The sequence below is a fragment of the Streptomyces sp. NPDC007095 genome (assembly GCF_040634475.1).
Classification (GTDB): Bacteria; Actinomycetota; Actinomycetes; order Streptomycetales; family Streptomycetaceae; genus Streptomyces.
In genome coordinates this window covers 1-26,753 of sequence record NZ_JBEYFS010000172.1, presented here as the reverse complement: position 1 = coordinate 26,753, position 26,753 = coordinate 1, and the positions used below count along the sequence as shown (strand labels likewise).

Annotated in this window: 23 protein-coding genes and 4 pseudogenes; 13 read left to right on the top strand and 14 right to left on the bottom strand. The window is 71.2% G+C overall.

The annotated features are described in order from the left end of the window. Positions 1-102 precede the first annotated feature (102 nt). The 3 genes and pseudogenes from ABZ656_RS41305 to ABZ656_RS41295 all read left to right on the top strand — a co-directional run. Positions 103-312 (top strand): annotated as a pseudogene (locus ABZ656_RS41305) (glycosyltransferase family 1 protein); the annotation flags it as partial. Further along, complete coding sequence (locus ABZ656_RS41300) at positions 309-1,253, top strand: class I SAM-dependent methyltransferase (protein WP_101402002.1); 945 nt, start codon at positions 309-311, stop codon at positions 1,251-1,253. The pseudogene ABZ656_RS41305 and the gene ABZ656_RS41300, both read left to right, overlap by 4 nt. Positions 1,254-1,462: 209 nt before the next feature. Beyond that, a pseudogene (locus ABZ656_RS41295) lies at positions 1,463-2,461 on the top strand (lysylphosphatidylglycerol synthase transmembrane domain-containing protein); the annotation flags it as partial. Positions 2,462-2,628: 167 nt separating this feature from the next. On the opposite strand, the gene ABZ656_RS41290 reads toward ABZ656_RS41295, so the two are convergent. Next, positions 2,629-3,432 carry a creatininase family protein gene (locus tag ABZ656_RS41290; protein WP_101402004.1) on the bottom strand — a complete coding sequence of 268 codons (804 nt, stop codon included), beginning with the start codon at positions 3,430-3,432 and terminating at the stop codon, positions 2,629-2,631. A gap of 49 nt (positions 3,433-3,481) precedes the next feature. Between ABZ656_RS41290 and ribA the strand changes: the two genes are divergently transcribed. From ribA to ABZ656_RS41265, 5 genes are all read left to right on the top strand, one after another. Further along, the gene (ribA, locus tag ABZ656_RS41285; protein ID WP_101402005.1) at positions 3,482-4,171 is read left to right on the top strand and encodes a GTP cyclohydrolase II; all 690 of its coding nucleotides are present in this window, start codon (positions 3,482-3,484) and stop codon (positions 4,169-4,171) included. Between the two features lie 75 nt (positions 4,172-4,246). After that, a complete protein-coding gene (locus tag ABZ656_RS41280; protein WP_101402006.1) occupies positions 4,247-5,224 on the top strand; it encodes an ornithine cyclodeaminase family protein in 978 nt (325 codons plus the stop codon). Continuing rightward, entirely contained in the window at positions 5,221-6,366 is a 1,146-nt protein-coding gene (locus tag ABZ656_RS41275; protein ID WP_360275422.1) for an FAD-binding oxidoreductase, read from the top strand. The genes ABZ656_RS41280 and ABZ656_RS41275 overlap by 4 nt, the downstream gene beginning before the upstream one ends. Beyond that, a complete protein-coding gene (locus tag ABZ656_RS41270; RefSeq protein ID WP_360275419.1) occupies positions 6,363-7,463 on the top strand; it encodes a saccharopine dehydrogenase in 1,101 nt (366 codons plus the stop codon). Before ABZ656_RS41275 ends, ABZ656_RS41270 begins: the two co-directional genes overlap by 4 nt. Then, positions 7,456-8,607, top strand: a complete 1,152-nt coding sequence (locus ABZ656_RS41265; RefSeq protein WP_360275416.1) for a saccharopine dehydrogenase family protein — start codon at positions 7,456-7,458, stop codon at positions 8,605-8,607. The genes ABZ656_RS41270 and ABZ656_RS41265 overlap by 8 nt, the downstream gene beginning before the upstream one ends. Positions 8,608-8,613: 6 nt before the next feature. On the opposite strand, the gene ABZ656_RS41260 is transcribed toward ABZ656_RS41265, so the two are convergent. Genes ABZ656_RS41260 through ABZ656_RS41250 form a run of 3 tightly spaced genes read right to left on the bottom strand, consistent with a single transcriptional unit; the run spans position 8,614 to position 11,132 of the window. Further along, a complete protein-coding gene (locus ABZ656_RS41260; RefSeq protein ID WP_360275413.1) occupies positions 8,614-9,840 on the bottom strand; it encodes a serine hydrolase domain-containing protein in 1,227 nt (408 codons plus the stop codon). Between the two features lie 57 nt (positions 9,841-9,897). Further along, a complete protein-coding gene (locus tag ABZ656_RS41255) occupies positions 9,898-10,557 on the bottom strand; it encodes an MFS transporter (protein ID WP_101402011.1) in 660 nt (219 codons plus the stop codon). Then, positions 10,554-11,132, bottom strand: a complete 579-nt coding sequence (locus ABZ656_RS41250) for a TetR/AcrR family transcriptional regulator (RefSeq protein ID WP_101402012.1) — start codon at positions 11,130-11,132, stop codon at positions 10,554-10,556. The genes ABZ656_RS41255 and ABZ656_RS41250 overlap by 4 nt, the downstream gene beginning before the upstream one ends. 99 nt (positions 11,133-11,231) lie before the next feature. On the opposite strand from ABZ656_RS41250, the gene ABZ656_RS41245 reads away from it, so the two are divergent. Continuing rightward, complete coding sequence (locus ABZ656_RS41245) at positions 11,232-11,672, top strand: PPOX class F420-dependent oxidoreductase (RefSeq protein ID WP_101402013.1); 441 nt, start codon at positions 11,232-11,234, stop codon at positions 11,670-11,672. Here ABZ656_RS41245 and ABZ656_RS41240 read toward each other — a convergent pair. After that, positions 11,625-12,519 (bottom strand): annotated as a pseudogene (locus ABZ656_RS41240) (NAD(P)-dependent oxidoreductase). The gene ABZ656_RS41245 and the pseudogene ABZ656_RS41240 sit on opposite strands and share 48 nt — an antisense overlap. Here ABZ656_RS41240 and ABZ656_RS41235 point away from each other — a divergent pair. Further along, a pseudogene (locus tag ABZ656_RS41235) lies at positions 12,476-12,913 on the top strand (hypothetical protein); the annotation flags it as partial. The pseudogenes ABZ656_RS41240 and ABZ656_RS41235 overlap by 44 nt on opposite strands. Before the next feature lie 160 nt (positions 12,914-13,073). Here the strand turns inward: ABZ656_RS41235 and ABZ656_RS41230 are convergent. Together ABZ656_RS41230 and ABZ656_RS41225 are read right to left on the bottom strand one after the other, a co-directional pair. Next, entirely contained in the window at positions 13,074-14,426 is a 1,353-nt protein-coding gene (locus tag ABZ656_RS41230) for an MFS transporter (protein ID WP_360275409.1), read from the bottom strand. Positions 14,427-14,731: 305 nt separating this feature from the next. Then, a complete protein-coding gene (locus ABZ656_RS41225) occupies positions 14,732-15,397 on the bottom strand; it encodes a TetR family transcriptional regulator (RefSeq protein WP_101402015.1) in 666 nt (221 codons plus the stop codon). A gap of 157 nt (positions 15,398-15,554) precedes the next feature. Between ABZ656_RS41225 and ABZ656_RS41220 the strand changes: the two genes are divergently transcribed. From ABZ656_RS41220 to ABZ656_RS41210, 3 genes are all read left to right on the top strand, one after another. Next, complete coding sequence (locus ABZ656_RS41220; protein ID WP_180362179.1) at positions 15,555-16,430, top strand: shikimate dehydrogenase; 876 nt, start codon at positions 15,555-15,557, stop codon at positions 16,428-16,430. A 250-nt stretch (positions 16,431-16,680) separates the two neighbouring features. Beyond that, positions 16,681-18,483 (top strand): TIM barrel protein, encoded by a 1,803-nt coding sequence (locus tag ABZ656_RS41215; protein WP_360275405.1) that lies wholly within the window; start codon positions 16,681-16,683, stop codon positions 18,481-18,483. A gap of 245 nt (positions 18,484-18,728) precedes the next feature. Further along, on the top strand, positions 18,729-19,691 hold the full coding sequence (locus ABZ656_RS41210) for a hypothetical protein (protein WP_101402017.1): 963 nt from the start codon (positions 18,729-18,731) through the stop codon (positions 19,689-19,691). 53 nt (positions 19,692-19,744) lie between these two features. On the opposite strand, the gene ABZ656_RS41205 is transcribed toward ABZ656_RS41210, so the two are convergent. The 7 genes from ABZ656_RS41205 to ABZ656_RS41175 form a co-directional block, all read right to left on the bottom strand. Next, positions 19,745-20,200 (bottom strand): TerB family tellurite resistance protein, encoded by a 456-nt coding sequence (locus tag ABZ656_RS41205; protein ID WP_054234523.1) that lies wholly within the window; start codon positions 20,198-20,200, stop codon positions 19,745-19,747. Positions 20,201-20,282: 82 nt separating this feature from the next. Continuing rightward, positions 20,283-20,894: a histidine phosphatase family protein gene (locus ABZ656_RS41200; protein WP_101402018.1), complete on the bottom strand. Its 612-nt coding sequence runs from the start codon at positions 20,892-20,894 to the stop codon at positions 20,283-20,285. Between the two features lie 9 nt (positions 20,895-20,903). Further along, a complete protein-coding gene (gnd, locus tag ABZ656_RS41195) occupies positions 20,904-21,782 on the bottom strand; it encodes a phosphogluconate dehydrogenase (NAD(+)-dependent, decarboxylating) (protein WP_360275400.1) in 879 nt (292 codons plus the stop codon). A gap of 5 nt (positions 21,783-21,787) precedes the next feature. Beyond that, positions 21,788-23,437 (bottom strand): glucose-6-phosphate isomerase, encoded by a 1,650-nt coding sequence (pgi, locus tag ABZ656_RS41190; protein WP_360275397.1) that lies wholly within the window; start codon positions 23,435-23,437, stop codon positions 21,788-21,790. Next, positions 23,430-24,368 (bottom strand): glucose-6-phosphate dehydrogenase assembly protein OpcA, encoded by a 939-nt coding sequence (opcA, locus tag ABZ656_RS41185; RefSeq protein ID WP_360275394.1) that lies wholly within the window; start codon positions 24,366-24,368, stop codon positions 23,430-23,432. The genes pgi and opcA overlap by 8 nt, the downstream gene beginning before the upstream one ends. Next, entirely contained in the window at positions 24,365-25,891 is a 1,527-nt protein-coding gene (gene zwf / locus ABZ656_RS41180; RefSeq protein ID WP_101403919.1) for a glucose-6-phosphate dehydrogenase, read from the bottom strand. Before zwf ends, opcA begins: the two co-directional genes overlap by 4 nt. A 248-nt stretch (positions 25,892-26,139) precedes the next feature. Then, positions 26,140-26,753, bottom strand: a 614-nt coding sequence (locus ABZ656_RS41175; protein ID WP_360275391.1) for a transaldolase family protein, incomplete at its 5' end; no start/stop codon positions are given.

Here is a 26,753-nt window from a genome sequence, read left to right as displayed (position 1 = left end):
TGCTTTCTATCTTTTTTTTTTTTTTTGTGGTTTTTTTTTTGTTGTTTGCCGCCCGGTGGGGGGGGCGCGGGGCGCCCCGGGCCGGCCGCGCCCCCCCCCCACGGCGGGGTCCCCGGCATCCTCGTACCCCCGGAGAACCCGGCGGCGCTCGCCGCGGAACTGCGCGGCTGGTTCGGCGAGGCCGATGTGCGCCGCCGGCTGAAGGCCGCCGCGCGCAGTCGCCGGGCCGCGCTGGACGGCTGGGCGACCACCGCCCGCAGCCTGGCCGGTGTGCTGGGACGTCTTCCGCAGCAGCCTCGGAGGGCGGCATGAGTATGACTGCGACTCCGTCGGGAGTTCCGGATCAGGGCGTGTCGGAGGTGGGCGTGCAGGGTGGTGTGTCCGGGGTTCCGGGGCAGCGCGCGAGCGCGCCCGACGACGACGTGCCCCGCTACGCCCCCCAGTGGCTCCAGTTGCGGGAGCCGGCGGACGCCGCCGCGCGGGCGCCCGAACTGCTCGACCCGCTGCGCATCCGGCTGGCGAACCGGCCGGGCCGCGGCGGCGACCTGGTGATCCACGACCTCGGCTGCGGCACCGGCTCCATGGGCCGGTGGCTCGCCCCCCGGCTCGACGGCGCCCAGCACTGGATCCTGCACGACCGGGACCCGTATCTGCTGCACTTCGCGACCGTGGGCGCACCGCACGCGGCCGCCGACGGCAGCCGGGTCACGGTCACCACCCAGCGCGGTGACATCGGCCGACTGACCGCGGACGCGCTGACCGGGGCGTCACTGGTGACGGCGTCCGCCCTGCTCGACGTGCTGACCCGCGAGGAGATCGACCGGCTCGCGGCGGCCTGCGCGGGCGCCGGGGTGCCGGCCCTGCTCACGCTCTCCGTCGTGGGGCGTGTCGAGTTCACACCGGCCGATCCGCTGGACGCCGAGTTCATCGAGGCGTTCAACGCCCACCAGCGGCGCGGGGAACTGCTCGGCCCCGACGCGATCACGGCGGCCTGCGAGGCCTTCGACCGGCACGGCGCGACCGTACGGGTGCATCCGAGCCCCTGGCGGCTCGGCGCCGACGAGGCCGACCTCACGGCGGAGTGGCTGCGCGGCTGGGTCGGTGCGGCCGTCGAGGAGCGGCCCGCGCTGGCCACCCGTGCAGAGTCGTATCTGCAGTCCCGCCTCGCCGCCTGCGCCGCGGGTGAGCTGCGCGTACGGGTCCACCACAGCGACGTACTGGCGCTGCCGCGGCCGACGGGCGGTGCGGTGTGAGCGCCGGGGCGGGGACGGCGGAGGCGGTCGGCGTGGACGCCGGCGCGTCCCGCCCGCGCGGTGCGGCGATCGCCGTCCGGGTCCACACCGACGCGGACCCGGTCCCGGTGCGCGACGACGTGAGTCCGGCGCACACGGCACCGACCGGTGGCGAGACGGGTGAGCCGCACTCTGAGGGTGAGCCGCACGCCGAGGGCGAGTCGAACGTGATGCCGGCCCGCGGCGTGACGGAGCTCCTCCGTCCCCGCCCCGCCGCGGAAGCCGACCGCGGCAGGCTCGCCGTCATACCGCCCCCCGGCGGCGGGCGGGACGCGGCCGCCGCGGTACACGTCGACGTCGAGACGTCCCCGGTCCGGCAGGAAGCCGAAGCGACCCCCGTCCGACGCAAGGGGGGCGCGCTGCGCACGCACATCGGTTCCGTCGCCGGTGTCCTCATCCTCGGTGTGCTGCTCTGGCGGCTCGGTACCGGCGTCTTCCTGGACGGGCTGCGGCGGGTCGACGGCCCGACCCTGCTGGCAGGGCTTGGACTCGGTCTGCTGACCACCGTGTTCAGCGCCTGGCGCTGGTGTCTGGTGGCACGTGGGCTGCGGATCCGGCTGCCGCTGGGCGGCGCCGTCGCGGACTACTACCGCGCGCTGTTCCTGAACGCGGCGCTGCCCGGCGGTGTCCTCGGCGATGTGCACCGCGCCGTACGACACGGCCAGAGCACCGGGGACGTCGGCCGCGGCGTACGCGCCGTGGTCCTCGAACGGACCGCGGGCCAGGCGGTCTTGGTGGCTGTCGGAGCGGTGGTCCTGCTGACTCTGCCGTCACCGGTCCTCACGGACGCCCGCCACCTCGCCCTGATCCTGGCCATCGTCTCGGTGTGCGGGGTCGTCGTGACGGCAGGCGCGGTCCGCAGGGGCAGAACTTCGTCCGGCTCGTCCCGGCGCTACGGAGCCGTCCGCGCCGCGCTCACCGAGGCGCGCGGCGCGCTGCTCGCCCGCGGCAACTGGCCGGGCGTGCTCATCTCGTCGGTCGTGGTGCTGGCGGGACATCTGGCGATGTTCCTGCTCGCCGCCCGCGTCGCCGGATCCCACGCCTCCGCCACCGTACTGCTGCCGCTCGCCCTGCTGGCCCTGCTCGCCATGGGCCTGCCGCTGAACATCGGCGGCTGGGGCCCCAGGGAAGGCGTCATGGCCTGGGCCTTCGGCGCCGCCGGGCTGGGCGCCGGTATGGGCCTGAGCGTCGCGGTGATCTACGGAGTGCTCAGCTTCGCCGCCGCGCTGCCCGGCGTCGTGGTCCTGGTCGTCCGGTGGTTCGCGGCGCTGCGGCGCCCCCGGCAGGAGAACGCAGGAGGGCACGATCAATGCCGAGCGTCAGAGACCGCCGAAGTTCACACTCCGGAAGTCCCCTTGACCGGGGCCGCGTCGGAGGCGGTGGGCAGCGTCTTCGCCGTCACCAAGGAGAAGTACGCCCCGAAGGCCTCGGTCAGCCCGGCCAGGAGCTCCTTCCCCTTCTCGGCGGACGCCTTCGAAGGACGGCCGATGACGCCGGACTCGGTATAGCCGGCCATTCCGAGGGTGAGCAGATGACGCCGGTCGTCCGCGACGAAATCAGAGGTCTCGTAACCGGGCCGGACCAATTCAGGATGCGTGTGCAGAAGAATGGAGGTCTCGATTTCACCGGCGTGCATGTCGGTGAGCAACGAGGTCTCCACGCCTGCCCGTTCCAGCGCCGCCTCCCAGTCCTCCATGGCCGGGAAAAGCGCCATACGCGTACCGGTGCCGACGGATTCCTGAACCACATTGCCCAGCACGTAATTCCCGCCGTGCCCGTTGACCAGCACCAGGGTGTCGACGCCGGAATGGCGCAGCGATGCGGCTATGTCCCGTACCACCGCGTGCAGCGTGACGGCGGAAATGCTGACGGTACCCGGCCAGGCCGCGTGCTCGTGCGAGCAGGAGATCGTCACCGGAGGGAGGAGATGGACCGGATGAGCGGCGGCGATGCGTTCCGCGACGGCGCACGCGACCAGGGTGTCTGTCGCCAACGGAAGATAGGCACCGTGCTGTTCGAAACTCCCGACGGGAAGCACGGCGACCTCACGGGCGACACCGGCCCCCCGCTCGCGCACATCCTCCGTGGTGTCCGCCGGCAACAGACCGGATACCGCCGAGCGCGTTCCCGAACCACTCATGTTTCACGGCCTTTCGACTCTGCTTTCGACTCTGCTTAGGAACCAGATCATGACAGATAACTTTGGAGCACTCGCCGGGACCGCACGCCTCACTGGTGTCGAACGAGTCGTCAATGCCCCTTTGCCCACCGTGTACGGCGACTTCCAGGCGGTCGGCTTCCTGGATCACGATCGCGGAGAGGAGCAAGTGGCCCTGGTTTACGGCGAGGTCGGCAACCTCAGCAAGAGCGGGGAAGGCGCCACGAAGGAGGGCATCCTCACCCGGCTCCATTCGGAGTGCCTCACCGGGGACGCCTTCGGCTCCACCCACTGCGAGTGCGGCGACCAGCTCGCCGCCGCGCTGCGCGCCATCGTCGCGGAGGGCCGTGGCGTCCTCGTGTACCTCCGCGGCCACGAGGGCCGCGGCATCGGCCTGCTCGCCAAGCTGCAGGCGATGAAGCTCCAGTCGGAGGGCCTCGACACCGTCGAGGCGAACGTCGCCCTCGGCCTCCCGGTCGACGCCCGTGACTACCGGGTCGCGGCGGACATCCTGCACGACCTCGGCGTCCGCTCCGTACGCCTCCTCTCGAACAACCCGCGCAAGCGGGAGTCGCTCCAGCGCAACGGCATCAAGGTCACCGAGCAGGTCCCGCTGCTCATACCGCCGTGCCCGCAGAACATCACCTATCTGCGCACCAAGCGGGAGCGCCTCGACCACTTCCTGCCGCACCTGGACGTGGTGGTCTCGCACTCCTCCTGAGCGCGGGCGCCCGAGGACGTCACCCGGAGGCGTCGGCTGTGGTGAGAGAGGTGCACGCGGGGAAAGGTACAAGGAATGACCGACGACGTCCTGTACCTCTCCCGGGACCGGGTGACGGAGCTGTTGGACACCGATGCGGCGATCGCCTCGCAGCGCGCGGCGTTCACCGCCCTCGGTGACGGCACCGCCGAGCTCCCCGGCAAGATCATGCACCCCAGCCGATTCGACGACAGTGTCGTCTTCGCCTACCTCGCCCGGCTGTCCGCGGACACCGGGGCCGTCGCCAAGTTCGGCAGCATCAACCCGGCCAACACGGCGGCCGGGCTGCCCACGGTGCACGCCGTGATCAACGCGCTCGATCCGGTGACCGGGCGACTCGCCGCCGTCATGGACGGTACGGCGGTCACGACCCTGCGCACCGCCGCGGCCAGCGCCGTCGCTCTCGACGCGCTGGCCACCGCCGACAGCGCGGAGCTGGGCCTTCTCGGCTCCGGCACCCAGGCCCTCGCCCACGCACGGGCGGTCGCCCGGGTGCGGGACCTCAGGTCCGTACGGGTGTGGAGCCCGAACCCGGCCCGACGGGCGCGGGCGGCGCGGCGCCTCGCGACGGAACTCGGGGTCGCGACCAAGGCCGTCGACACGGCGGAGGAAGCCGTCGCGGGCCTGCCCATGGTCGCCGCCTGCACGCTCAGCAGCACACCCGTCGTACGGGGCGCGTGGCTGGCGCCCGGGTGCACGGTCGTGAGCGTCGGCTCCTTCGAGCCCACCCGCAGCGAGGTCGACACGGAGGTCGTACGGCGGGCGGCGGCGGTCGTGGTCGACGACCCGGAGACGGCGGCGGAGCACGCCGGACCGATCGTGGACGCGCTGCGGGACGGAGTACTCACCCGCGCCGACCTGATCCCGCTCGGCGGCGTCCTCACCGGCCGCCACCCGGCCCGCACCCAAGGGGACGACATCGTCTTCTACAACAGCGTCGGGCTGGGCATCCAGGACGCCGCCGCGGCCTGGGCCGTGATCGAGGCCGCTCGTGCCGGGCAGGCGCACCGGTGACCGGGAGCGCGCGGGTCGTCGTCATCGGCGGCGGGGTGATGGGCACGAGCATCGCCTACCACCTGGCCCGGGCGGGTGTGCCGGACGTGGTGCTCGTCGAGCGCGACGAACTCGCCTCCGGTTCCACCTCGCGGGCCGCGGGCGGGGTCCGGGCGCAGTTCTCCGACGAGCTGAACATCCAGCTGGGTGCCCGGAGTCTGGAGGCGTTCGCCCGTTTCGGTGAGGAGCTGGGCCAGGACATCGGGCTGCACCAGGTCGGCTATCTGTTCCTGCTCTCCACGCCCGAGGAGGTCGCCGCCTTCGAGGACGGCGTACGGCTGCAGAACGCGCTCGGGGTGCCCAGCCGCCTGATCGACCCGGCCGAGGCGCGGCGGCTCTCCCCGCTGATCACCACCGACGGGCTGCTGGCGGCGGCCTTCTCCCCGGACGACGGTCACTGCACGCCCGAGTCCGTCGTCCAGGGCTACGCGGCCGGGGCCCGCCGGCATGGCGCGACCCTGCTGCGGCATCGCGAGGTCACCGGCATCGAGACCCGCGGCGACGAGATCACCGCGGTCGTCACCAGCCAGGGGCGGATCGCCACCGACACGGTCGTCTGCGCAGCCGGTGCCTGGTCGCGGGCGGTCGGCGCGATGGTGGGCGTGGACCTGCCGGTGGACCCGCTGCGCCGCCAGATCGCCGTCACCGAAGCCGTCCCGGGCCTGTCGCCGGACCTCCCCATGACCATCGACTTCACCACCAGCCTCTACTTCCACACCGAGGGCCCCGGCCTCCTCCTCGGCATGTCCGACCCCGACGAGATCCCCGGCTTCGCCACCACCACCCACGACCGCTGGATCCCCCGCCTGTCCGAGGCGATGGAGCGCCGCGCCCCGGCCTTGCTCGACCTGCGCAGGACGGGCGGCTGGGCGGGCCTGTACGAGATCACCCCGGACCACAACGCCCTGATCGGCGAGGCGCGTTCGTGCTCACGCTTCCTGTACGCGACCGGGTTCTCGGGTCACGGCTTCCTCCAGGGGCCGGCGGTCGGCGAGGTGATCCGAGATCTGTACCTGGGCCGCGTACCCTTCGTCGACATCATCCCCCTGAGCGTCGAGCGCTTCACCGCCGACGCCCCGCGCCCGGAGGTCAACCTCGTATGACCGAGCTCCACTTGTGGCTGCGCCACGAGATCCGTACGACCGAACGGCGTACCCCGATCGTGCCCTCGGACGCCCGACGGCTCGTCGAGAGCGGCGTGACGCTCACGGTCGAGGAGTCGCCCCAGCGGGTCTTCCCCATCGAGGCGTACGAGGACGCCGAGTGCCGGGTCGCGAAGGCAGGCTCCTGGGTGTCGGCGCCGCCGGACGCCGTAGTCGTGGGCCTGAAGGAACTTCCCGACGGGCCCCCCGAACTGACACACCGCCATGTCTTTTTCGGGCATGCCTACAAGCGGCAGCCCGGGGCAGCCGCTCTGCTCCACAGGTTCCTCGCCGGGGGCGGGGCCCTGCTGGACATCGAGTACCTGGTGCACGACGACGGGCGCAGGCTCGCCGCGTTCGGCTACTGGGCCGGGTACCTGGGCGCCGCCCTGGCGGTGCTGCACCACCGGGGCAGCCTCAAGGCCCCCTTGCGGCCCACCTCGAAGGAGGACCTGGACGCCGAACTCGCCTCCGAGAAGGGCGAGTTGCGAGCCCTCGTCATCGGCGCGCTCGGCCGCAGCGGCCGGGGTGCCCGGGTGGCGCTGGGCGTGGCCGGGGTCGAGCCCACCAGCTGGGACCTCGCCGAGACCCGTGAGCTGGACCGACCTGCGCTGCTGGCACACGAGTTGATGGTCAACACCGTGCTCACCACCCGGCCGATCCCGCCCTTCCTCACGGACGAGGACCTCGACGCGCCCGGCCGTCGGCTGCGCACCCTGTGCGACGTCACCTGCGACGTCGGCTCCCCCCTGAACGTGCTGCCGATCTACGACACCACGACGGACTGGACGCACCCCGCCCGCCGCATCCGCGAGCGGCCCGCCCTCGACCTGATCGCCATCGACAATCTGCCGTCGCTGCTGCCGCTGGAGGCGAGCGTCGACTTCTCGGCGGCGCTGCTGCCCCAGCTGCTGGAGTTCGGGGTCGACGGGCCGTGGGGGCGCTGCCTGGACCGCTTCCACGAGGCGTGCCGCGCCCTGGAAGCCGGGGAAACCGGGGAAGCCGGGGAAACCGGGGAAACCGAGAAGACACAGGAAGGGGAGTCGCGTGATGTCTGAGGTGACGGCCGCGAGCGGCACCGTCCACTGGATCGGCGCGGGCCTGTCCACCGGCAGCGGTCTCGCCGCGACCTGCGACGCCGCCGACCGCGTACGCCTGTGGCACCGCACCGAAGAGCGCGCCGCGCGCAGCCTGGAGGTGCTGGGCCTGACCGGGCGGGCCGAGCCCCGCGCGTACACCCTGGAGGCGCTCGCCGCCGAGCTCGCCCCCGGAGACGTCGTCGTCTCCATGCTGCCCGCTCCCGAACACGCCCCGCTGCTCGGCGTCTGCGTCGAGCGCGGCGCCCACTTCGCCTGCTCCAGCTATGTCTCGGACGCGGTCCTCGACCAGGTGCCCGCGGCCGAGGCGGCGGGAGTGGTGGTACTGACCGAGTGCGGGCTCGACCCGGGCATCGACCACCTCTTCGCGCACAGTCTGATCGCCCGGGCCGAAGCCGAGATCGGCGCCGAGTCGGCCGCCTCGTACCGCCTCAGCTCGTACTGCGGCGGCATCCCCGCCGTGCCCAACGACTTCAAGTACCGCTTCAGCTGGGCACCCGTGGGCGTGCTCAACGCTCTCCGCTCGCCCGCCCGTTATGTCGAGGACGGCACCGAGACCACCGCCGACCGCCCCTGGGAGGCCACCCGCCCCCACCTGATCGACGGCGAGACCTTCGAGGTCTACCCCAACCGCGACAGCGTGCCCTTCGTCGAGCAGTACGGGATTCCCGGCACCTGGAAGCCGGAGACCTTCGTGCGCGGCACCCTGCGCCTCGACGGCTGGCAGCGGGCCTGGGACGCGGTCTTCGAGGAGCTGAAGGCGGGCGACGACCGGCGGATCACCGCCCTCGCCCAGGAACTGGCGAAGACCTATCCGACCACCGACGCGGACCGTGACCGGGTCGTCCTGGCCGTCTCCCTCGACGTCCGCGGCGACTCCGGCGCGGCCTGGTCGGGGCGCTATCTCCTCGATCTCGTGGGCACCGCCGAGGAAAGCGCCATGGCCCGCTGTGTCTCCCGCACGCTCGCCCTCGGAGTCCGCCACATCCTGGACGGTTCGCTTCCGCCGGGCCTCGGCCGCGCCGCGGAGACGCCGCGGCGGTCCGAGCAATGGCTGGCGGAACTGGCCAGGGAGAAAGTGCCCTTCACCCTGCACGCGGGGTAGCCGGGCTCAGCCGAGCACCGCCTCGTGCACGAGCCGCTTGAGCTCGGGATAGATCGAGTGGGACGAGGTCGGGCGGACCTGGGTGTAGAACTGCACGGTCAGGTCGTGGCGCGGGTCGACCCAGAAGGTCGTGCTGGCGACCCCGCTCCAGCCGAACGCGCCCTCGCTGGACGGCGACCGGGTGATCTCGGGGTCCACCACGACGGAGACCCCGAGCCCGAAGCCGAGCCCCGCGTTGCCGGGTTCCCGGTGCAGCGCGCTGCCGAAGGTGCGGCGGTCTGCCCCGCCCGGGAGGTGATTGGCGGCCATCGTGTCCACGGTCTCCGGCTTCAGCAGCCGGGCCCCGTCGAGTTCGCCGCGGCGGCGGAGCATCTCCATGAAGCGGTGGTAGTCGTGCGCGGAGGCCACCATGCCGCCGCTCCCGGAGAGGAAACGCGGGCGACCGTGCAGCGGGAGCCCGGCGATCGGGGTGATGCGGCCCTCGGCGTCCTCCCCGTAGAGTTCGGCGAGCCGCCCGGCCTGCTCGTCGGTGACGCAGAACCCGGCGTCCGCCATCCCCAGCGGCCCGAAGATCCGCTCGGCGAGGAACTCGTCGAGGTCCTGCCCCGACACCACTTCGATCAGGCGGCCGAGCACATTGGTGGAGACCGAGTAGTTCCACTCGGTGCCCGGCTCGAACTGCAGAGGCAGCCCGGCGTACACGTCGCAGGTGCCGGCCAGGTCCGAGCCCGGCGCCACCGACGACTCCAGACCGGCGTCGCGGTAGAGCGCGTCGACGGGGTGGGAGTGGTAGAAGCCGAAGGTCAGACCCGAGGTGTGGGTCAACAGGTGCCGGATCAGGAGGGGTCGCTCGGCCGGGCGCGTCTTCATGCCGGCACCGGACCCGCTGACGTGCACCCGGGGATCGGCGAAGGCGGGAAGGAAACGGGCGACGGGGTCGTCGAGCCGGAAGCGTCCCTCCTCCACGAGCATCAGCGCGGCGACCGAGGTGACCGGCTTCGTCATCGAGTAGATCCGCCACAAGGTGTCGGTCTCGACAGGGAGTCGGGCATCGAGGTCGCGGTGGCCGTACGTGGTGAGGTGCGCGACCCGGCCGTGCCGGGACACGGACACGAGGTAGCCGGGCAGCCGGAGGTCGTCGACGAGGTGGGAGAAGTGCTGGTCCAGGCGGGCCAGCGCCTTCGGATCAAGGCCGGCCTCGCGCGGCTCGACCTCTTGTCGCAGATGTCCCATGGTTCTCCTCCGGACTGCGGCTCGCGGACTCGCTCGTCCTCATCGTCTCGCTCGTCCTCATCGTCTCGTACGGACTTCGCGGGCGGCGTCGCCGGGTGGGTGACCGGCGGGTCGCCGCTCGGTGACCGGCGCTTCGCCGCGGCCCGGGAGCCGCAGCGCCGACAGTGCGCCGACCGCCGTGAGGGCCGCGAGGACGGTCAGCGCGGGGCCCATGTCGACGCCGGCCAGGCCGACCAGCGTGGTCGCCACGGCCACCCCCACCGTCGGTCCGATGTTCATCGCGGTCTGCTGGAGCCCGCCCGCCACCCCGGCCGTCCCGGCGGACGCGGACCGCACGACGACGGCCGTCGCGCTCACCATCACCGCGACGAACCCCGCGCCCAGGAGCAGGACCCCCTGGGCGACCCGCAGTCCGGTCACCCAGCCGATGTCGGGAGCCAGACCGATCCCCGCCGACGCCGCCCCGAACCCCACCGTTCCCACGGCGAAGACCTGTTGGTGGCCGTACCGGTCCCCGAGTCGCCCCGCGAACACCAACAGACCGGCCACCGCGATGAGATAGCCGGTACTGGTCCACTGCACCTGTGCGAACGAGGCGTCCAGGTCGCGCCGCAGCGTGGGCTGAGCGACGGTGAGGACGGTTCCGTCCAGCGCGACGATGACGGCCCCGACGACGCTGTTGGCCAGCGTGAGACGGCGCCGCGCCGAGGGGTTCACCGGGCCTCCGGCCCGAGATGCGCGTCCAGCGCGGCATCCAACAGCGGTACGAAGTCGGTGGCTCCCGTGGCGAGTTGGAGACTGCCCCAGCCCCACAGCTGGGCGATCCCGTGCAGGTTCGCCCACAGGGCGCTCGCGACGAGCGTGGCGTCGGCCGCGGGGCGCGCCCGGCCGGCCAGGTCGACCAGGACGCCGAACAGCGGCAGGCTGGTCTCCCGGAGTCCCAGTCGTCCACTCTCCAGCAGATCATGACGGAACATCAGCTCGTACATGCCGGGCTGAGTGAAGGCGAAGTCGAGGTAGACCCTGCCCAGCGTCGCCAACTGGGCGCGGGGACTCGCCCCTTCGTCGGCCAGCGCCTCCGTCGCCCGGGCTCCCAGGTCGGCGAAGCCCCGGCGCGCGATGGCGGAGAGCAGCTCCAGATGGGTCGGAAAGTAGCGGCGCGGGGCACCGTGGGAGACGCCCGCGCGACGGGCGATCTCCCGCAGGGTCAGAACCTGCGCGCCCTGCGTGGTCACCAGGTCCACGCCCACCTCGATCAACCGGGCCCGCAGCCCCGTCTCCGCTTCACTCATAGACAGTGTCTACCAGTTCCCGTAGACACTGTCTATCATGTCTGTAGACAGTGTCTACGAGACGGGAATGGCCATGCGTCCCCCGGGGTTGAGCGATACATGACTCAGGACGCGACGCAGGACACACTGCTCGAGCTGCTCTCCGAGTACGACGGCGGGGTGCTGGTCACCCTCAAGAAGGACGGCCGGCCCCAGCTGTCCAACGTGAACCACACCTACGATCCAGGCGAGCGGATCGTCCGGGTCTCGATCACGGACGACCGCGCCAAGACCCGCAATCTGCGCCGGGACCCGCGGGCCTCCTACCACGTGACGGCCGAGGACCGTTGGGCCTACACGGTCGCCGAGGGCACCGCCGAGCTCACCCCCGTCGCCCGGGACCCCCACGACGAGACCGTCGAGGAGCTGGTGCGGCTCTACCGGGCCGTCCGGGGCGAGCACCCCGACTGGGACGCCTACCGGGCCGCGATGGTCAGCGACGGCCGACTCGTCCTACGGCTCCACGTGGAGCGCGCGTACGGCATCCCCCGCGGACGCTGAGCCCTCTCGCTCGGCACTGCGGGCCTCGATCGCGCGGAGCACGGCCACCATGTCGGACCCGCCGTGGCCCTGTGCCACGGCCTCGCCGAAAAGGGCGTGGCAGACGTCGAGCAGGGGTGAGGCCAGCCCCGCTCGGCGGACGGCCCCGGCGATCAGCTCGTTGTTCATCAGGGCGTCACGGGCCGCGGCCTGCACGGCGAAGTCGCGGTCCCGCAGCTTCGGGGCCTTCATCCGGGAGACCCCGCTGGCCATCGGACCGGCGTCCGGCACCTCCAGGAAGAGCTTGCGGTCCAGGCCCTGCCGTTCGGCGAAGTGGAACGCCTCGCTGAGGCCGGTCACCAGGGTGATCAGAAACAGGTTCACCGACAACTTCATCAACAGGGCGTTCGGCACCGGCCCGCAGTCGAAGCTCTCGTGACACATCGGGCCGAGCAGCGGCCGCACCTCCTCGACGGCCGCGGGATCCCCGGCGAGCATCGCCACCAGCCGCCCGGCCTCCGCCGGGACCCGCGACCCGGAGACCGGGACCTCGGCGTACCGACCGCCCGCCGCGCGTACCTCGGCCTCCAGGCCGCGTGAGTACTCGGGGGACGTCGTGCCCGTGGGGACGGCGGTGCGCCCCTCGACGCGCGCGGCGAAGTCAGGCGGTTCCGCAACCCAGGACGGCGTCCGTCACGGAGCCGTTCGCCGGCATCAGGAAGTCGACAGGGGAGCGCGCGAAGACCTCGGCCGGGTCCGCGGCCACCTCCGCTCCCGCGGCGCGCAACGGCTCGGTCCTTGCGGCGGTGCGGTTCCAGACGACCAGCGGGGTGCCCGCCCCGACACCGAGCGGGCTGTTCGCGGCGATGGTGCGGCAGTGGACCGACGAGTTCCGGGAGGCCGGATTCGCCTCCGGTTGCCCCGTCGCGGCGGCGACCGTGGACTGTGCGGAGTCCACCGAGTCCACCACGACCGCCGCCGCCGCGTTCGCCCGCTGGAACCGACCGGTGGCCGAGGCCCTGACGGACATGGGCGTACCGGCCGAACGGGCCGAACCGCTGGCCACGCTCATGATCAGCGCCCTGGAGGGGGCGCTGATCATCGCCAGAGCCGAACGGGACGTACGAGCCCTGACCGCTGTGACCCACGAGCTCGGTGCCCTGCTGGACGGGGCCCGAACGGTGAGCCCAGGGTCGATGGGGTCTCCGCGCACACCGGCCGCCCCTGAACCCGGCCGGGGTGCGCGGAGTGGCTCTGTGTGACCGCGCCGTTTCTTTCCGCTTGTTCCGGCCGATGTTCTTGCCGAAAACGTCAGCTGTCAACTCCGCCCCGACCGCACCGGCCCGAGAACGGCCACGTCCCCGGCAGTCCGGGGCTGCCGGGGACGTGAGTGACCGGGGCACGGAGCGCGCGGTCAGGGGTTCAGGCGGTCACGGTCTCGCGCTTCGCGGCGTCCCGGGGCGCCCGCTCGCCCAGCTCCTCCGTCGGCACCGCGTGCGTCTCGCGGGCGGTCAGCGCGGCGATCACCGGCGGGACGCACAGGGCCGCGGTGAACAGCGCCACGGACGACCAGTCGTCGCCGCCCGGGCCCGCGATCTGCGCGGCGAAGGTGACCGCGAACCCCGCGACGGCGAAGCCGATCTGCGTGCCGATCGCCATACCGGAGAGCCGGACGCGGGTGGAGAACATCTCGCCGTAGAAGGACGGCCAGACACCGTTGGCCGCGCTGTACACGACACCGAAGGCGAGGATGCCGAAGAGGAGGACGAGGGGGTATGAGCCGGTGGATATGGCCCACAGGTAGGCGAACATCAGCACGGCGCTGCCCGCGGCGCCGATCAGATAGACCGGACGGCGGCCGATACGGTCGGAGAGCGTGGCCCAGGCGGGGATCGCACCGAGGGCGACGACGTTGGCGAGCGCGCCCACCCAGAGCATCTGCGTGCGCGACAGTCCGACCGAGTCGCTCGTGCCGTACGCCAGCGCCCACACCGTGAAGATCGTGCTGACCGAGGCGATCAGGGCGCCCGCGACGACCCGCAGGACGTCCGCCCAGTGCTCGCGGAGGAGCACGAGGAGCGGCAGTTCGGGAACGCCCTCGCTCGCGGCCTGCTGGGTGAAGGCGGGCGTCTCCTGGAGGGTGCGGCGGATGACATAGCCGACCACGGCGACCGCGACGCTCGCCCAGAACGGCACGCGCCAGCCCCAGGAGAGCAGCTGGTCCTCGGGCAGCGCGGCGACCGGCAGGAACACCAGGGTCGCCAGGAGCTGGCCGCCCTGGGTGCCACTGAGGGTGAAGCTGGTGAAGAAGCCCCGGCGGTTGGGCGGCGCGTGTTCCAGGGTCATGGAGTTGGCGCTCGCCTGCTCACCGGCCGCGGAGATGCCCTGGAGGACGCGGCAGAGCACCAGCAGGACCGGAGCGAGGCCGCCGACCTGGGCACGGGTGGGCAGACAGCCGATGAGGAACGTCGACAGGCCCATCAGGATCAGCGTGAAGACCATGATCTTCTTGCGGCCGACCCGGTCGCCGAAGTGGCCGAGGAAGAGCGCGCCGACCGGGCGGGCGGCGTACGCGACACCGAACGTGGCCAGCGAGAGGAGGGTCGCGGTGGCCGGGTCCGACTCGTCGAAGAAGACCTTCGGGAAGATCAGGGCGGCGGCGCTGCCGTAGATGAAGAAGTCGTAGTACTCCAGGGCGCTGCCGATCCAGGCGGCCATGGCGGCCTTCCGGGGCTGGCCGGGTGGCGCGTCGAGCGGGACGGCGGGGACAGACACGGCGTGCTCCTTCGAGGGAACTCCGGGGACGGGAGTGACGGAGTGGCGGAGGGGAGAGGTGCCGGGGCCCTGGGGGTGTACGGGTCGGCCCGTGCCGGATGCGACGAGTCTGCTTGACGGTAGGGAGTCTGCTCAACGTTTGCGCGTCCGGCTAATTAACCCACTGGATAGTTAGTAGCGGATGGCTACGGATGTTGCGCCCACGTTTCCCGGGTGTCAAGAGGTCGTACTGAAGGATCTTTCCCGGCTGTGCCCCGTCCCGGCCCCGGAGCGGGGCGTGGGACGGGGTGCCGGTGCCCCGGTTCTCAGTCCTGGGTGCGGTCCGCCGTCAGATAGGCGATGACCATGTCGCCGAGCATGGTCCGGTAGTGCTCCCGCTGCTCAGGGGCGACCAGGTCACGGCCGAACAGGGCGCCGAAGGTGTGGCGGTTGGAGACCCGGAAGAAGCAGAACGAGCTGATCATCGCGTGCAGGTCCACGGCGTCGACGTCGGCCGTGAACAGCCCCGACCTCCGGCCGGTCTCCAGGATCCGGCGGATCACCTCCAGCGCGGGCGAACCGATCTTCCCGAGCTCCTCCGACGCGGCTATGTGCTCGGCCTCGTGGATGTTCTCGATGCTGACCAGCCGGATGAAGTCCGGGTGCGCCTCATGGTGGTCGAAGGTCAGCTCGGCGAGCCTGCGGATGGCCGCGACCGGGTCCAAGTGCTCGACGTCCAGCTCCTGTTCGGCCATCCGGATCACGGAGTACGCACGCTCCAGAACGGCCGTGAACAGCTGCTCCTTGCCGCCGAAGTAGTAATAGATCATCCGCTTGGTGGTGCGGGTGCGGGCGGCGATCTCGTCGACGCGGGCACCGGCGAAGCCGGCCCGCGAGAACTCCTGGGTCGCCACGTCGAGAATCTCGGCCCTGGTTCGGGCGGCGTCGCGGATGCGCCCGACGGGCCGTTCAGGTTCTTCGACGCTGGTCATCGGCTTCCTTCGGGCGAGGTGGTCAGTGCCCGCGATTGTAGAAGCAGGGTCTGCCGCCGTGGTCCCGAGTTCCGGGGCGGGCCTTCCCGCGGGCTCGGGATGCTGATATAGCTAACGTACTAGTTCGTACATTAGTGAGTTGCTCAGGAGGTCCGCCGTGACCATGGACACGTATCTCGTCGGCCTCATCGGTTCCGGCATCGGCCCCTCGCTCAGCCCCGCGCTGCACGAGCGGGAGGCCGACCGGCAGGGACTTCGCTATCTGTACCGGCTGATCGACATCGACGTGCTCGGCGTCGGGCCGGAGGCGGTGGGCGATCTCGTACGTGCCGCACGGGACCTCGGCTTCGACGGGCTGAACATCACGCATCCCTGCAAGCAGCTGGTCATCGACCACCTCGACGAGCTCGCTCCGCAGGCGGCGGCCCTCGGCGCGGTCAACACCGTCGTCTTCGAGGGGGGCCGTGCGGTCGGGCACAACACCGATGTCACCGGGTTCGCGGCGTCCTTCGCGCGCGGGCTGCCCGATGTCCCGCTGGAGCGGGTCGTGCAGCTGGGTGCGGGCGGGGCGGGGGCGGCGGTCGCCCACGCCGTGCTGACGCTGGGCGCGGGGCACGTCACCGTCGTGGACGCGATGCCGGACCGGGCGGCGGATCTTGCCGCCGGGCTGAACCGCCACTTCGGTGCGGGGCGGGCGGCGGCCGGGACGCCGGATGCGCTCGGGGGGCTGCTCGGCCTGGCCGACGGGGTGGTGCACGCGACGCCCACCGGGATGGCGGCCCATCCCGGGCTGCCGTTCCCTGCCGGGCTGCTGCATCCCGGGCTGTGGGTCGCCGAGGTGGTGTACCGGCCGCTGGAGACCGAGTTGCTGCGCACGGCGCGGGCGGTGGGATGCGCGACGCTGGATGGCGGGGGCATGGCCGTGTTCCAGGCGGCGGACGCGTTTCGGCTGTTCACGGGGCGGGAGCCGGATGCCGTTCGGATGCTGGCGGACATTTCTGAGCTGGCGGGTGTGTCGGGTGTTCGTGGCTGAGGGCTAGGTCCTGTCGTCAAATTCCCGTCGTCCGCCCGGAGGGCGGGTCCTGCGGCGTCAGGTGCGTGCTCTCGGCGTGCCGGGCACAGGTCCTCGTACTGGACGTACGTGGGTCTGTGCCTGGTGCGGTGAGAGTGCGTGCATGGCGTCGCGGGGCGGACGGGAATTTGACGACAGGGCCTAGGGGCGGGGTGGCCCGGGTCGTGTCGCGGGGTGCCGGTGTGTGGAGCGATAACCAAGGAGTATCGACGTGCGTACGTCCATTGCCACTGTCTCGCTCAGTGGGTCCCTGACCGAGAAGCTCACGGCCGCGGGGCGGGCGGGGTTCGACGGGGTGGAGATCTTCGAGAACGATCTGCTCGCGAGCCCCCTCACACCCGAGGAGATCCGGGCCCGCACCGCGGACCTCGGTCTGAGCATCGACCTGTACCAGCCGATGCGGGACATCGAAGCGGTGCCCGAGGAGGAGTTCGCCCGCAATCTGCGCCGCGCCCGGCACAAGTTCGAACTCATGCGCCGCCTCGGCACCGACACGGTCCTGGTCTGCTCCAGCGTCTCCCCGCTCGCCGTGGACGACGACGCGCTCGCGGCCGACCAGCTGCGCCGGCTCGCGGACCTCGCACAGGACTTCGGCATGCGCGTCGCCTACGAGGCGCTCGCGTGGGGCCGCCATGTGAGTACGTACGACCACGCCTGGAGAATCGTCGAAGCCGCGGACCACCCCGCCCTCGGCACCTGCCTCGACAGCTTCCACATCCTCGCCCGCGGCGGCGACCCCAAGGGCATCGAGGACATCCCCGGCGAGAAGATCTTCTTCCTGCAACTCGCCGACGCCCCCCTGATGGCGATGGACGTCCTGCAGTGGAGCCGCCACTACCGTTGCTTCCCGGGTCAGGGCGGTTTCGACATCGCGGGGTTCCTCGGACACGTCCTGCGGGCCGGATACCGCGGACCGCTCTCCCTCGAGGTCTTCAACGACGTCTTCCGCCAGGCCGAGGCCGGGCCGACCGCCGTGGACGCGCGCCGCTCCCTCCTCGTCCTCCAGGAGGCGACTGGACTCGCGGCCCCGCCCGCGCCCGTGGTGCCGACCGGTGTCGCCTTCGCCGAGCTCGTCACCCCCGACGTCGAACCCGTCACCGCTCTCCTCGGCGCCCTCGGCTTCACCCGCAGGGCCAGGCACCGCAGCAAGCCCGTCGACCTCTGGCAGCAGGGCGAGGCCCGTGTCCTCGTCAACACCGGACCGGCCGCGCGGCGCGACGGAACCTCCCTCGCCGCCGTCGGCCTGGAGTCCCCGGACCCGGCCGCCGCGGCCCGGCGCGCCGAAGCCCTCCTCGCCCCGGTTCTGCCCCGCCGCCGTGCCCCCGAGGACGCACCGCTGGACGCCGTGGCCGCCCCCGACGGCACCGAACTCTTCTTCTGTGTCACGGACCGCTCCGGGCATCCCGGACTCGCGAGCTGGACGGGCGACTTCGCGCCGGTCCCGCACGAACGACTCCCGCAGCACGTGGCCCGTATCGACCACCTGGCCCTCACCCAGCCCTGGCACCAGTTCGACGAGGCGGCCCTCTTCCACCGCAGTGTGCTCGGGCTGAGCGCACAGGACAGCGTCGATGTCGCCGATCCGTACGGGCTGCACCGCAGCCGCGCGGTCACCAACGCCGACGGCAGCGTCCGAATCGCCCTCGGCGTCGGGCCCGCCCCCACCGACGAGGGCGCCCGCGCCCAGCACATCGCCCTCGCCACGGACGACGTGGTCACCGCGGCCCGCCGCTTCCGCGAGGCCGGCGGCCGGCTGCTGGCGATGCCCGCGAACTACTACGACGACCTCGCCGCACGGTATGAGTTCGCCGACGGCGAGCTGGCGGTGTACCGCGAACTCGGCATCCTCCACGACCGTGACGCGGAGGGCGAGTTCCGCCACTGCTACACGGAGACGGTCGGCCGTGTCTTCTTCGAACTCGTCCAGCGTGACGGCGCCTACCGCGGCTACGGAGCGCAGAACGCCCCTGTGCGGCTGGCCGCGCAGCACCTGCCGCGCCGACCGGGACGGTGACGCTTCAGCCGTGTGCCGCCGCCACTCGTCCGAGTTCCAGGCGGCGCATATTACCCGTCAGTTGACATTGAAACGTCAATGGCCACCGCTATCATCACACCACCCGTGGAACACCTCTGCGGAGCGACCGTCGGCCGATGACAGCGGCAGCACGGTATCGCCCCCAGTCTGCTGCCCAGGACGTGGAGCAACCGGCCTCCGGCTCCGAGGCCGGTTTCAGTGCTTCACGTTCTGAGAGGGAGCCCATGCCGGGAGACCGCTTCACCCCCGACTTCGACCCCGACTACGGGGACGTGCCCCTCTCCAGCGCACGCAAGGACATCGCCAACGGGCGCTGGCAGGGCCTGCGGGATCTGCTGCGGGTGACCGGCCCCGCGTGGTCCGTGCGCGCCCACCGGATCCGGCTGCTCGCGCCGGCGTGCGCGGACAACTCGGCGGTCGAGTCCTGGCTCGCCGCGGAGCCGCGCAGCGCCGACGCCCTGGTGCTGCGGGCCGCGACCGAGGTGGCCAGGGCCTTCACCCTCGCCACCGCCGCGGGTGGGCGCGTACCCGTCGAACAGCGACGCGTCGACCGGGCGGTGCTGGCTTGTCTCCAGGGCGCCGAGGCCTACCCCGAGGACCCCACACCCTGGATCTGTCTCATCTCCGTCGCCCGGCTCTATGCCGCCGGGGTGCGCCGCCAGGAACTCGGCCGCTGGTGGGACGAGTTGCACGCCCGCGACCCCTACACGATCGAGGGCCACCTCCATGTGCTGCGCTACTACTCGGCGCGCTGGCACGGCACCCACGCCCTGATGTACGACTTCGCCCGCGACGCGGCAGCCGTCGCCCCGCCGGGCTGCGCGCTGCCGGTCCTGGTGCAGTTCGCCCGTGTGGAGGAGTACCGCTTTCTCCAGGAGGAGGCGAAGGGGCGGCCGGACGTGCCCGTCGACCTCGACGGGCACTGGAACCACGAAGGAGCCGTCGACGACGTACGGCGCACCTGGCAGCGCTGGATATCCGCGCGCCCGGACGGCCAGCCCGCGCCGGAGGAGGTGCGTGGCCTCAACTACCTGGCGCACGCCGCCAGCTACGCGGGCCTGTCGGATCTCGCGGCCCCGCTCTTCCGGACCCTGGGGGTGCGCGCCAGCCGGATGCCCTGGTCCCGCACCGGCGACCCGGAGGCGGAGTTCGTGAAGTGGCGCAGGCGCGCGACGCGCGGCGCCTGAGCCACCTCATGTGTCCTGGCCGCCGAGGTGGCACGGCCGGGGCCGGTGGGGAACTACAGGTCGAACTCGTGCGGCGGCAGGTCGAGCGTGAAACACGCCTCGCGCACGACGGCCTGCTCGGTCTTGTCGAAGTCGCCGTCGGCGCCACCGATGACGATGCCGATCTGGATGACGGCGCGCGCCTCGGCCGGCTTCTTCTTCGCCTTGGCGATCTCCTGGAGGACGCTGACCTTGCCGAAGGCGAAGTCGGCGGTCAGCTTGTTCAGGTTGTCGTCGAAGCGGCGGCGCAGGTCGTCGGCGTCGAAGTTCTGCAACACCTCGTTCGTGGCGATGAGTTGCGCGACGCGCTGGCGCTCGGAAGGATCGACCGTCCCGTCCGCCGCGGCGACGAGCGCGCACATCGCCATGCTCGCGTCACGGAAGGCACCGCTCTTCAGATCGTTCTTCTTCGCCACGAGCTGGGTCTGCATCGTCGACGCGGACTCCTTGATGCGGTCCCACAGGGCCATGAGAGCTCCATACGTTGGGAGAGGCCCGGCCCGCCCCGGAGGGCGGACCGCGACCTCTTCGATTTCTACAGCAATGTAGAAACTAGCGAACCGCCGCAGAAGTTCCGGTGGCGTTCCACTCGGCGATCACAGGATGCCCGTGCTCGGTGGACAGCCGGCTGACGGTGCCCGTCGAGAGCTGGAACAGCCGCCCCGCTTCCGGCGGGAGGCCGAGCCGACGGGCGGTCAGCACCCGTAGGAAGTGGGCGTGTGCCACCAGCACGACATCCCCGGGGTGGTTGCAGAGCGAGGCGTCCACCCGGGACAGGACACGGTCGGCGCGCACCCCGACCTCCCGTGGCGACTCGCCGGGATGACCGTCCGGGCCGGGCGGCACCCCGTCGTCCCACAGCACCCAGTCCGGCCGGGCCCGGTGGATCGCCCGCGTGGTGATGCCCTCGTAGCCGCCGTAGTCCCACTCGTGCAGATCGGGGTCGATCACCGCGCCGGTCAGACCCGCGAGCTCCGCGGTCCGCACCGCTCGGTCCAGCGGGCTGGTGAACACCTGCGCGAAGGACCGCCCGGCGAAGAACGGCGCGATCGACTTGGCCTGTTCTTCGCCGTGCTGGGTGAGCGGGAGGTCGGTCCAGCTGGTGTGCTGGCCCGAAAGGGTCCACTCGGTCTCTCCGTGGCGGACCAGTATGAGGTCGCCCATGGCCCGGCCCTACTTCGCCGACTCGACGGCGTGGCCGCCGAACTGGTTGCGCAGTGCCGCGATCATCTTCATCTGCGGGGAGTCGTCCTGGCGGGAGGCGAACCGGGCGAAGAGGGAGGCGGTGATGGCGGGCAGCGGGACGGCGTTGTCGATGGCCGCCTCGACGGTCCAGCGGCCCTCGCCGGAGTCGTCCGCGTAGCCGCGCAGCTTCTCCAGGTGCTCGTCGTCGTCGAGCGCGTTGACGGCGAGGTCGAGCAGCCAGGAGCGGATGACGGTGCCTTCCTGCCAGGAGCGGAAGACCTCGCGGACGTCGGTGACGGAGTGGACCTTCTCCAGGAGCTCCCAGCCCTCGGCGTAGGCCTGCATCATGGCGTACTCGATGCCGTTGTGGACCATCTTGGAGAAGTGGCCCGCGCCGACCTTGCCGGCGTGCACGAAGCCGGCGTCGCCCTCGGGCTTGAGGGCGTCGAAGACCGGCTGCACCCTGGCGATGTGCTCGGCGTCGCCGCCGACCATCAGCGCGTAGCCGTTCTTGAGGCCCCAGACGCCGCCGGAGACGCCCGCGTCGACGAAGCCGATGCCCTTGGCGGCCAGTTCCTCCGCGTGCTTCTCGTCGTCCGTCCAGCGGGAGTTGCCGCCGTCGACGACGGTGTCACCAGGCTCCAGGAGTTCGCCGAGCTGGTCGATGGTGGACTGCGTGGCGGCGCCGGCGGGGACCATCACCCACACCACGCGCGGGCCTTCGAGCGCGCTCACGAGTTCGGTGAGGCTGCTGACGTCCGAGACCTCGGGGTTGCGGTCGTAGCCGACGACCGTGTGGCCCGCGCGGCGGATCCGCTCGCGCATGTTGCCGCCCATCTTGCCGAGGCCGATGAGTCCGAGCTGCATGACAGTCACTTCTTTCGGAGGGTGCGGTACGCGGCCACGAGGGCGGCGGTGGAGGGGTCGAGGCCGGGCACGTCGGAGCCTTCGGTGAGCGCGGGTTCGACGCGCTTGGCGAGGACCTTGCCGAGCTCGACGCCCCACTGGTCGAAGGAGTCGATGTTCCAGATCACGCCCTGGACGAACACCTTGTGCTCGTAGAGGGCGATGAGCTGGCCGAGGACCGACGGCGTCAGCTCGCTCGCGAGGATCGTCGTCGTCGGGTGGTTGCCCTTGAACGTCTTGTGCGGGACCAGTTCCTCGGGCACGCCCTCGGCGCGCACCTCGTCGGGCGTCTTGCCGAAGGCGAGGGCCTGGGTCTGCGCGAAGAAGTTCGCCATCAACAGGTCGTGCTGGGCGGCGAGTTCGGGCTCCAGCTCGTCCACCGGGTTGGCGAAGCCGATGAAGTCGGCGGGGATCAGCTTCGTGCCCTGGTGGATGAGCTGGTAGTAGGCGTGCTGCCCGTTGGTGCCGGGCGTGCCCCACACCACCGGACCGGTCTGCCACTCCACCGGGTTGCCGTCGCGGTCCACCGACTTGCCGTTGGACTCCATGTCCAGCTGCTGCAGGTAGGCGGTGAACTTGGACAGGTAGTGCGAGTACGGCAGTACGGCGTGTGACTGGGCGTCGAAGAAGTTGCCGTACCAGACACCCAACAGGCCGAGCAGCAAAGGCGCGTTGGCCTCGGCGGGAGCCGTACGGAAGTGTTCGTCGACGATCCTGAACCCGTCGAGCAGCTCCCGGAAACGGTCCGGGCCGATCGCGATCATCAGCGACAGGCCGATCGCCGAGTCGAAGGAGTAGCGTCCGCCGACCCAGTCCCAGAACCCGAACATGTTGGTCGTGTCGATACCGAAGTCCGACACCTTGCCGGCGTTCGTCGACAGCGCCACGAAGTGCTTGGCGACCGCCTTCTCGTCACCTTCCAGTGCGGCAAGCAGCCAGGTCCGCGCCGAGGTCGCGTTGGTGATCGTCTCGATCGTGGTGAACGTCTTCGAGGCGATGATGAACAGCGTCTCGGCCGGGTCGAGGTCGCGGACGGCCTCGTGCAGATCGGCGCCGTCCACGTTCGACACGAACCGCACGGTCAGCGAGCGGTCGGTGAAGGCCCGCAGCGCCTCGTACGCCATCGCCGGGCCGAGGTCGGAGCCGCCGATACCGATGTTCACGACGTTCTTGATGCGCTTGCCGGTGTGGCCGGTCCACTCGCCGGAGCGGACCCGCTCGGCGAAGTCGGCCATCTTGTCGAGCACGGCGTGCACGCCAGGGACGACGTTCTCGCCGGCGACCTCGATCACCGCGTTCCGCGGGGCCCGAAGGGCGGTGTGCAGCACCGCCCGGTCCTCGGTGACGTTGATCCTCTCGCCGCGGAACATCGCGTCCCGCAGTCCGAACACGTCGGTGGCGGTGGCCAGTTCCTGGAGGAGGGCGAGGGTCTCGTCCGTGATCAGGTGCTTGGAGTAGTCGATCCGCAGATCGCCGACCCGCACGACATAGCGCTCCGCGCGGGCGGGATCGGCGGCGAACAGCTCACGCAGCCGCGGGTGGAGCAGACCGTCCGCGCGGTGGTCCTCCAGGGCCACCCACTCCGGACGCCGCGTGAGCTTGGGGAAGTCAGACATGACGGGAGGTCTCCTTGGTGTCGCCCTCGCCCCGCAGGGCGACGGCGTACATCTCGTCCGCGTCGAGGCGGCGCAGCTCCTCGGCGATCAGCTCGGAAGTACTGCGCACCTTCAGCGCGAGGGTGCGGGAGGGCTGCCCGGGCAGCGACAGCGTGGCCAGCGGCCCCTCGGGCCGGTCGATCACGATCTCGCCGTTCTCCGTGCCGAGCCGCACCGCGGTCACCACCGGACCGGCGGTGACGACCCGCTCGACCGGCACGTCGAGCCGGGCGCACAGCCAGCGGGCGAGCAGCTCGGCGCTCGGGTTGTCGGCCTCGCTCTCGACGGCGGCCGAGATCACCTTCGTACGGGCCTGGTCGAGCGCGGCGGCCAGCATCGAGCGCCAGGGCGTCAGCCGGGTCCACGCCAGGTCGGTGTCGCCCGGCGCGTACGAGCTGACGCGGGCCTCCAGGGCCGTGAGCGGCGACTCGACGGCGTACATGTCGGTGATCCTGCGCTGCGCGAGGGCGCCCAGCGGGTCCTTGGCCGGCACCTCGGGGGCGTCCACCGGCCACCAGACGACGACGGGCGCGTCCGGCAGCAGCAGCGGCAGGACCACGGAGTCGGCGTGGTCGGACACCTCTCCGTAGGTCCGCAGCACGACGGTCTCACCGGCGCCTGAGTCGGCGCCCACCCGGACCTCGGCGTCGAGGCGCGAGTTGGTGCGGTCGCGCGGGGTGCGGGCGTGCCGCTTGATGACGACCAGGGTGCGCGAAGGGTGCTCGCGCGAGGCCTCCTCGGCGGCCTTGATCGAGTCGTACGCGTTCTCTTCGTCGGTGACGATGACCATCGTCAGGACCATGCCCACGGCGGGGGTGCCGATGGCGCGGCGCCCCTGCACGAGCGCCTTGTTGATCTTGCTTGCCGTGGTGTCGGTCAGGTCGATCTTCATGGCCTGCGCCAGCTCCGTCCGTCTCGTGCGAGCATCTCGTCGGCTTCCTTCGGACCCCAGCTGCCCGAGGGGTACTGCGCGGGCTTGCCATGGGTCTCCCAGTAGCCCTCGATCGGGTCGAGGACCTTCCAGGACTCTTCCACCTCCTGGTGACGGGGGAAGAGATTGGCGTCGCCGAGCAGGACATCCAGGATCAGCCGTTCGTACGCCTCCGGGCTGGACTCGGTGAACGACTCGCCGTAGGCGAAGTCCATCGTGACGTCCCGGATCTCCATCGACGTACCCGGGACCTTCGATCCGAAGCGCACCGTCATACCCTCGTCGGGCTGGACGCGGATGACGATCGCGTTCTGGCCGAGCTCCTCGGTGGCGGTCGAGTCGAACGGGGAGTGCGGGGCGCGCTGGAAGACCACCGCGATCTCCGTCACCCGCCGGCCAAGGCGCTTGCCGGTGCGCAGATAGAAGGGGACGCCCGCCCAGCGGCGGTTGTCGACCTCCAGCTTGACGGCCGCGTAGGTGTCGGTCGTCGACTTGGGGTCGATGCCCTCCTCCTGCAGATAGCCGCGCACCTTCTCGCCGCCCTGCCAGGCCGCCGCGTACTGGCCGCGGACGGTGTGCTCGCCCAGGTTCTCCGGCAGCTTCACCGACTTGAGGACCTTGAGCTTCTCGGTCAGCAGCGACTCGGCGTCGAAGGCGATCGGCTCCTCCATGGCGGTCAGCGCCATCAGCTGGAGCAGGTGGTTCTGGATCACGTCACGGGCCGAACCGATGCCGTCGTAGTAGCCGGCCCGGCCGCCGATGCCGATGTCCTCCGCCATGGTGATCTGCACGTGGTCGACGTACGACCGGTTCCAGATCGGCTCGTACATCTGGTTGGCGAAGCGGAGCGCCAGGATGTTCTGGACGGTCTCCTTGCCGAGGTAGTGGTCGATGCGGAAGACCTGCTCCGGGTCGAACACGTCGTGCACGAGCGCGTTCAGCTCGCGCGCGCTCTCCAGGTCGTGGCCGAACGGCTTCTCGATGACCGCGCGCCGCCAGGAACCCTCCGGCGGGCTCGCGAGCCCGTGCTTCTTGAGCTGCTGGACGACCTTCGGGAAGAACTTCGGGGGTACGGAGAGGTAGAACGCGTAGTTGCCGCTGGTGCCCCGGGCCGCGTCCAGCTCCTCGATGGCGGAGCGCAGTTGCTTGAACGCCGTGTCGTCGTCGAAGGTGCCCGGGATGAACCGCATGCCCTCGGCGAGCTGCTGCCAGACCTCCTCCCGGAACGGGGTGCGCGCGTGTTCCTTCACCGAGTCGTGCACGATCTGCGCGAAGTCCTCGTCCTCCCAGTCGCGGCGGGCGAACCCGACGAGCGAGAAGCCCGGCGGCAGCAGACCGCGGTTGGCGAGGTCGTAGACGGCCGGCATCAGCTTCTTGCGGGACAGGTCGCCGGTGACACCGAAGATGACGAGGCCCGAGGGACCCGCGATACGGGGGAGACGGCGGTCACGGGGGTCACGGAGCGGGTTCTCCCATTCCGTCACCGGAACGGGGCCGTTGCTCTTGGCCTCGGCCTTCCCATCGACCGGCTTCACACCGTCCGGCTTCACACCGACCGGTTCCACGGTCGTGTCACCAGGTCCCTCCGGCGTGGTGGCCGCATCCTGCGGGGTACCGTCGGGAAGCGCTTCACTGGAGTCCACCTCACGAGCACGCTCCGGCCGACTCGTCGGACCTGCTTTATCGGCCGGGTGTCCGGGGGTCGCCCCCCGGGAAGGCGCAGTACGCTCGGTCATTCCCCCTCAACTCCCTTGCTGCTCAGCGAGGTCGCGACCGCGTCGAGCAGATCACCCCAGGCCGCCTCGAACTTCGAGACGCCCTCGTCCTCCAGCAGGCTGACCACCTCGTCGTAGGAGATCCCGAGCCCTTCCACGGCGGCCAGGTCGGCGCGCGCCTGGGCGTAGCCGCCGGTCACCGCGTCGCCGTGGATGTCACCGTGGTCGGCCGTGGCGTTGAGCGTCGCCTCCGGCATGGTGTTGACCGTGCCCGGCGCGACCAGCTCGTCGACGTACAGCGTGTCCTTGTACGAGGGGTCCTTGACGCCCGTCGAGGCCCACAGCGGGCGCTGCTTGTTGGCGCCGGCCGGAGCGAGCGCGGTCCAGCGGGCGGAGGCGAACACCTCTTCGTACGCCTCGTAGGCGAGCCGCGCGTTGGCGAGCGCCGCCCTGCCCTTGAGAGCGAGGGCCTCGTCGGTCCCGACCTTCGTCAGCCGCTTGTCGATCTCGCTGTCGACGCGGGAGACGAAGAAGGAGGCGACGGAGTGGATCGTGGCGAGGCCGATGCCCGCCGCCTTGGCCTTCTCCAGGCCCGCCAGATAGGCGTCCATGACCTCGCGGTAGCGCTCCA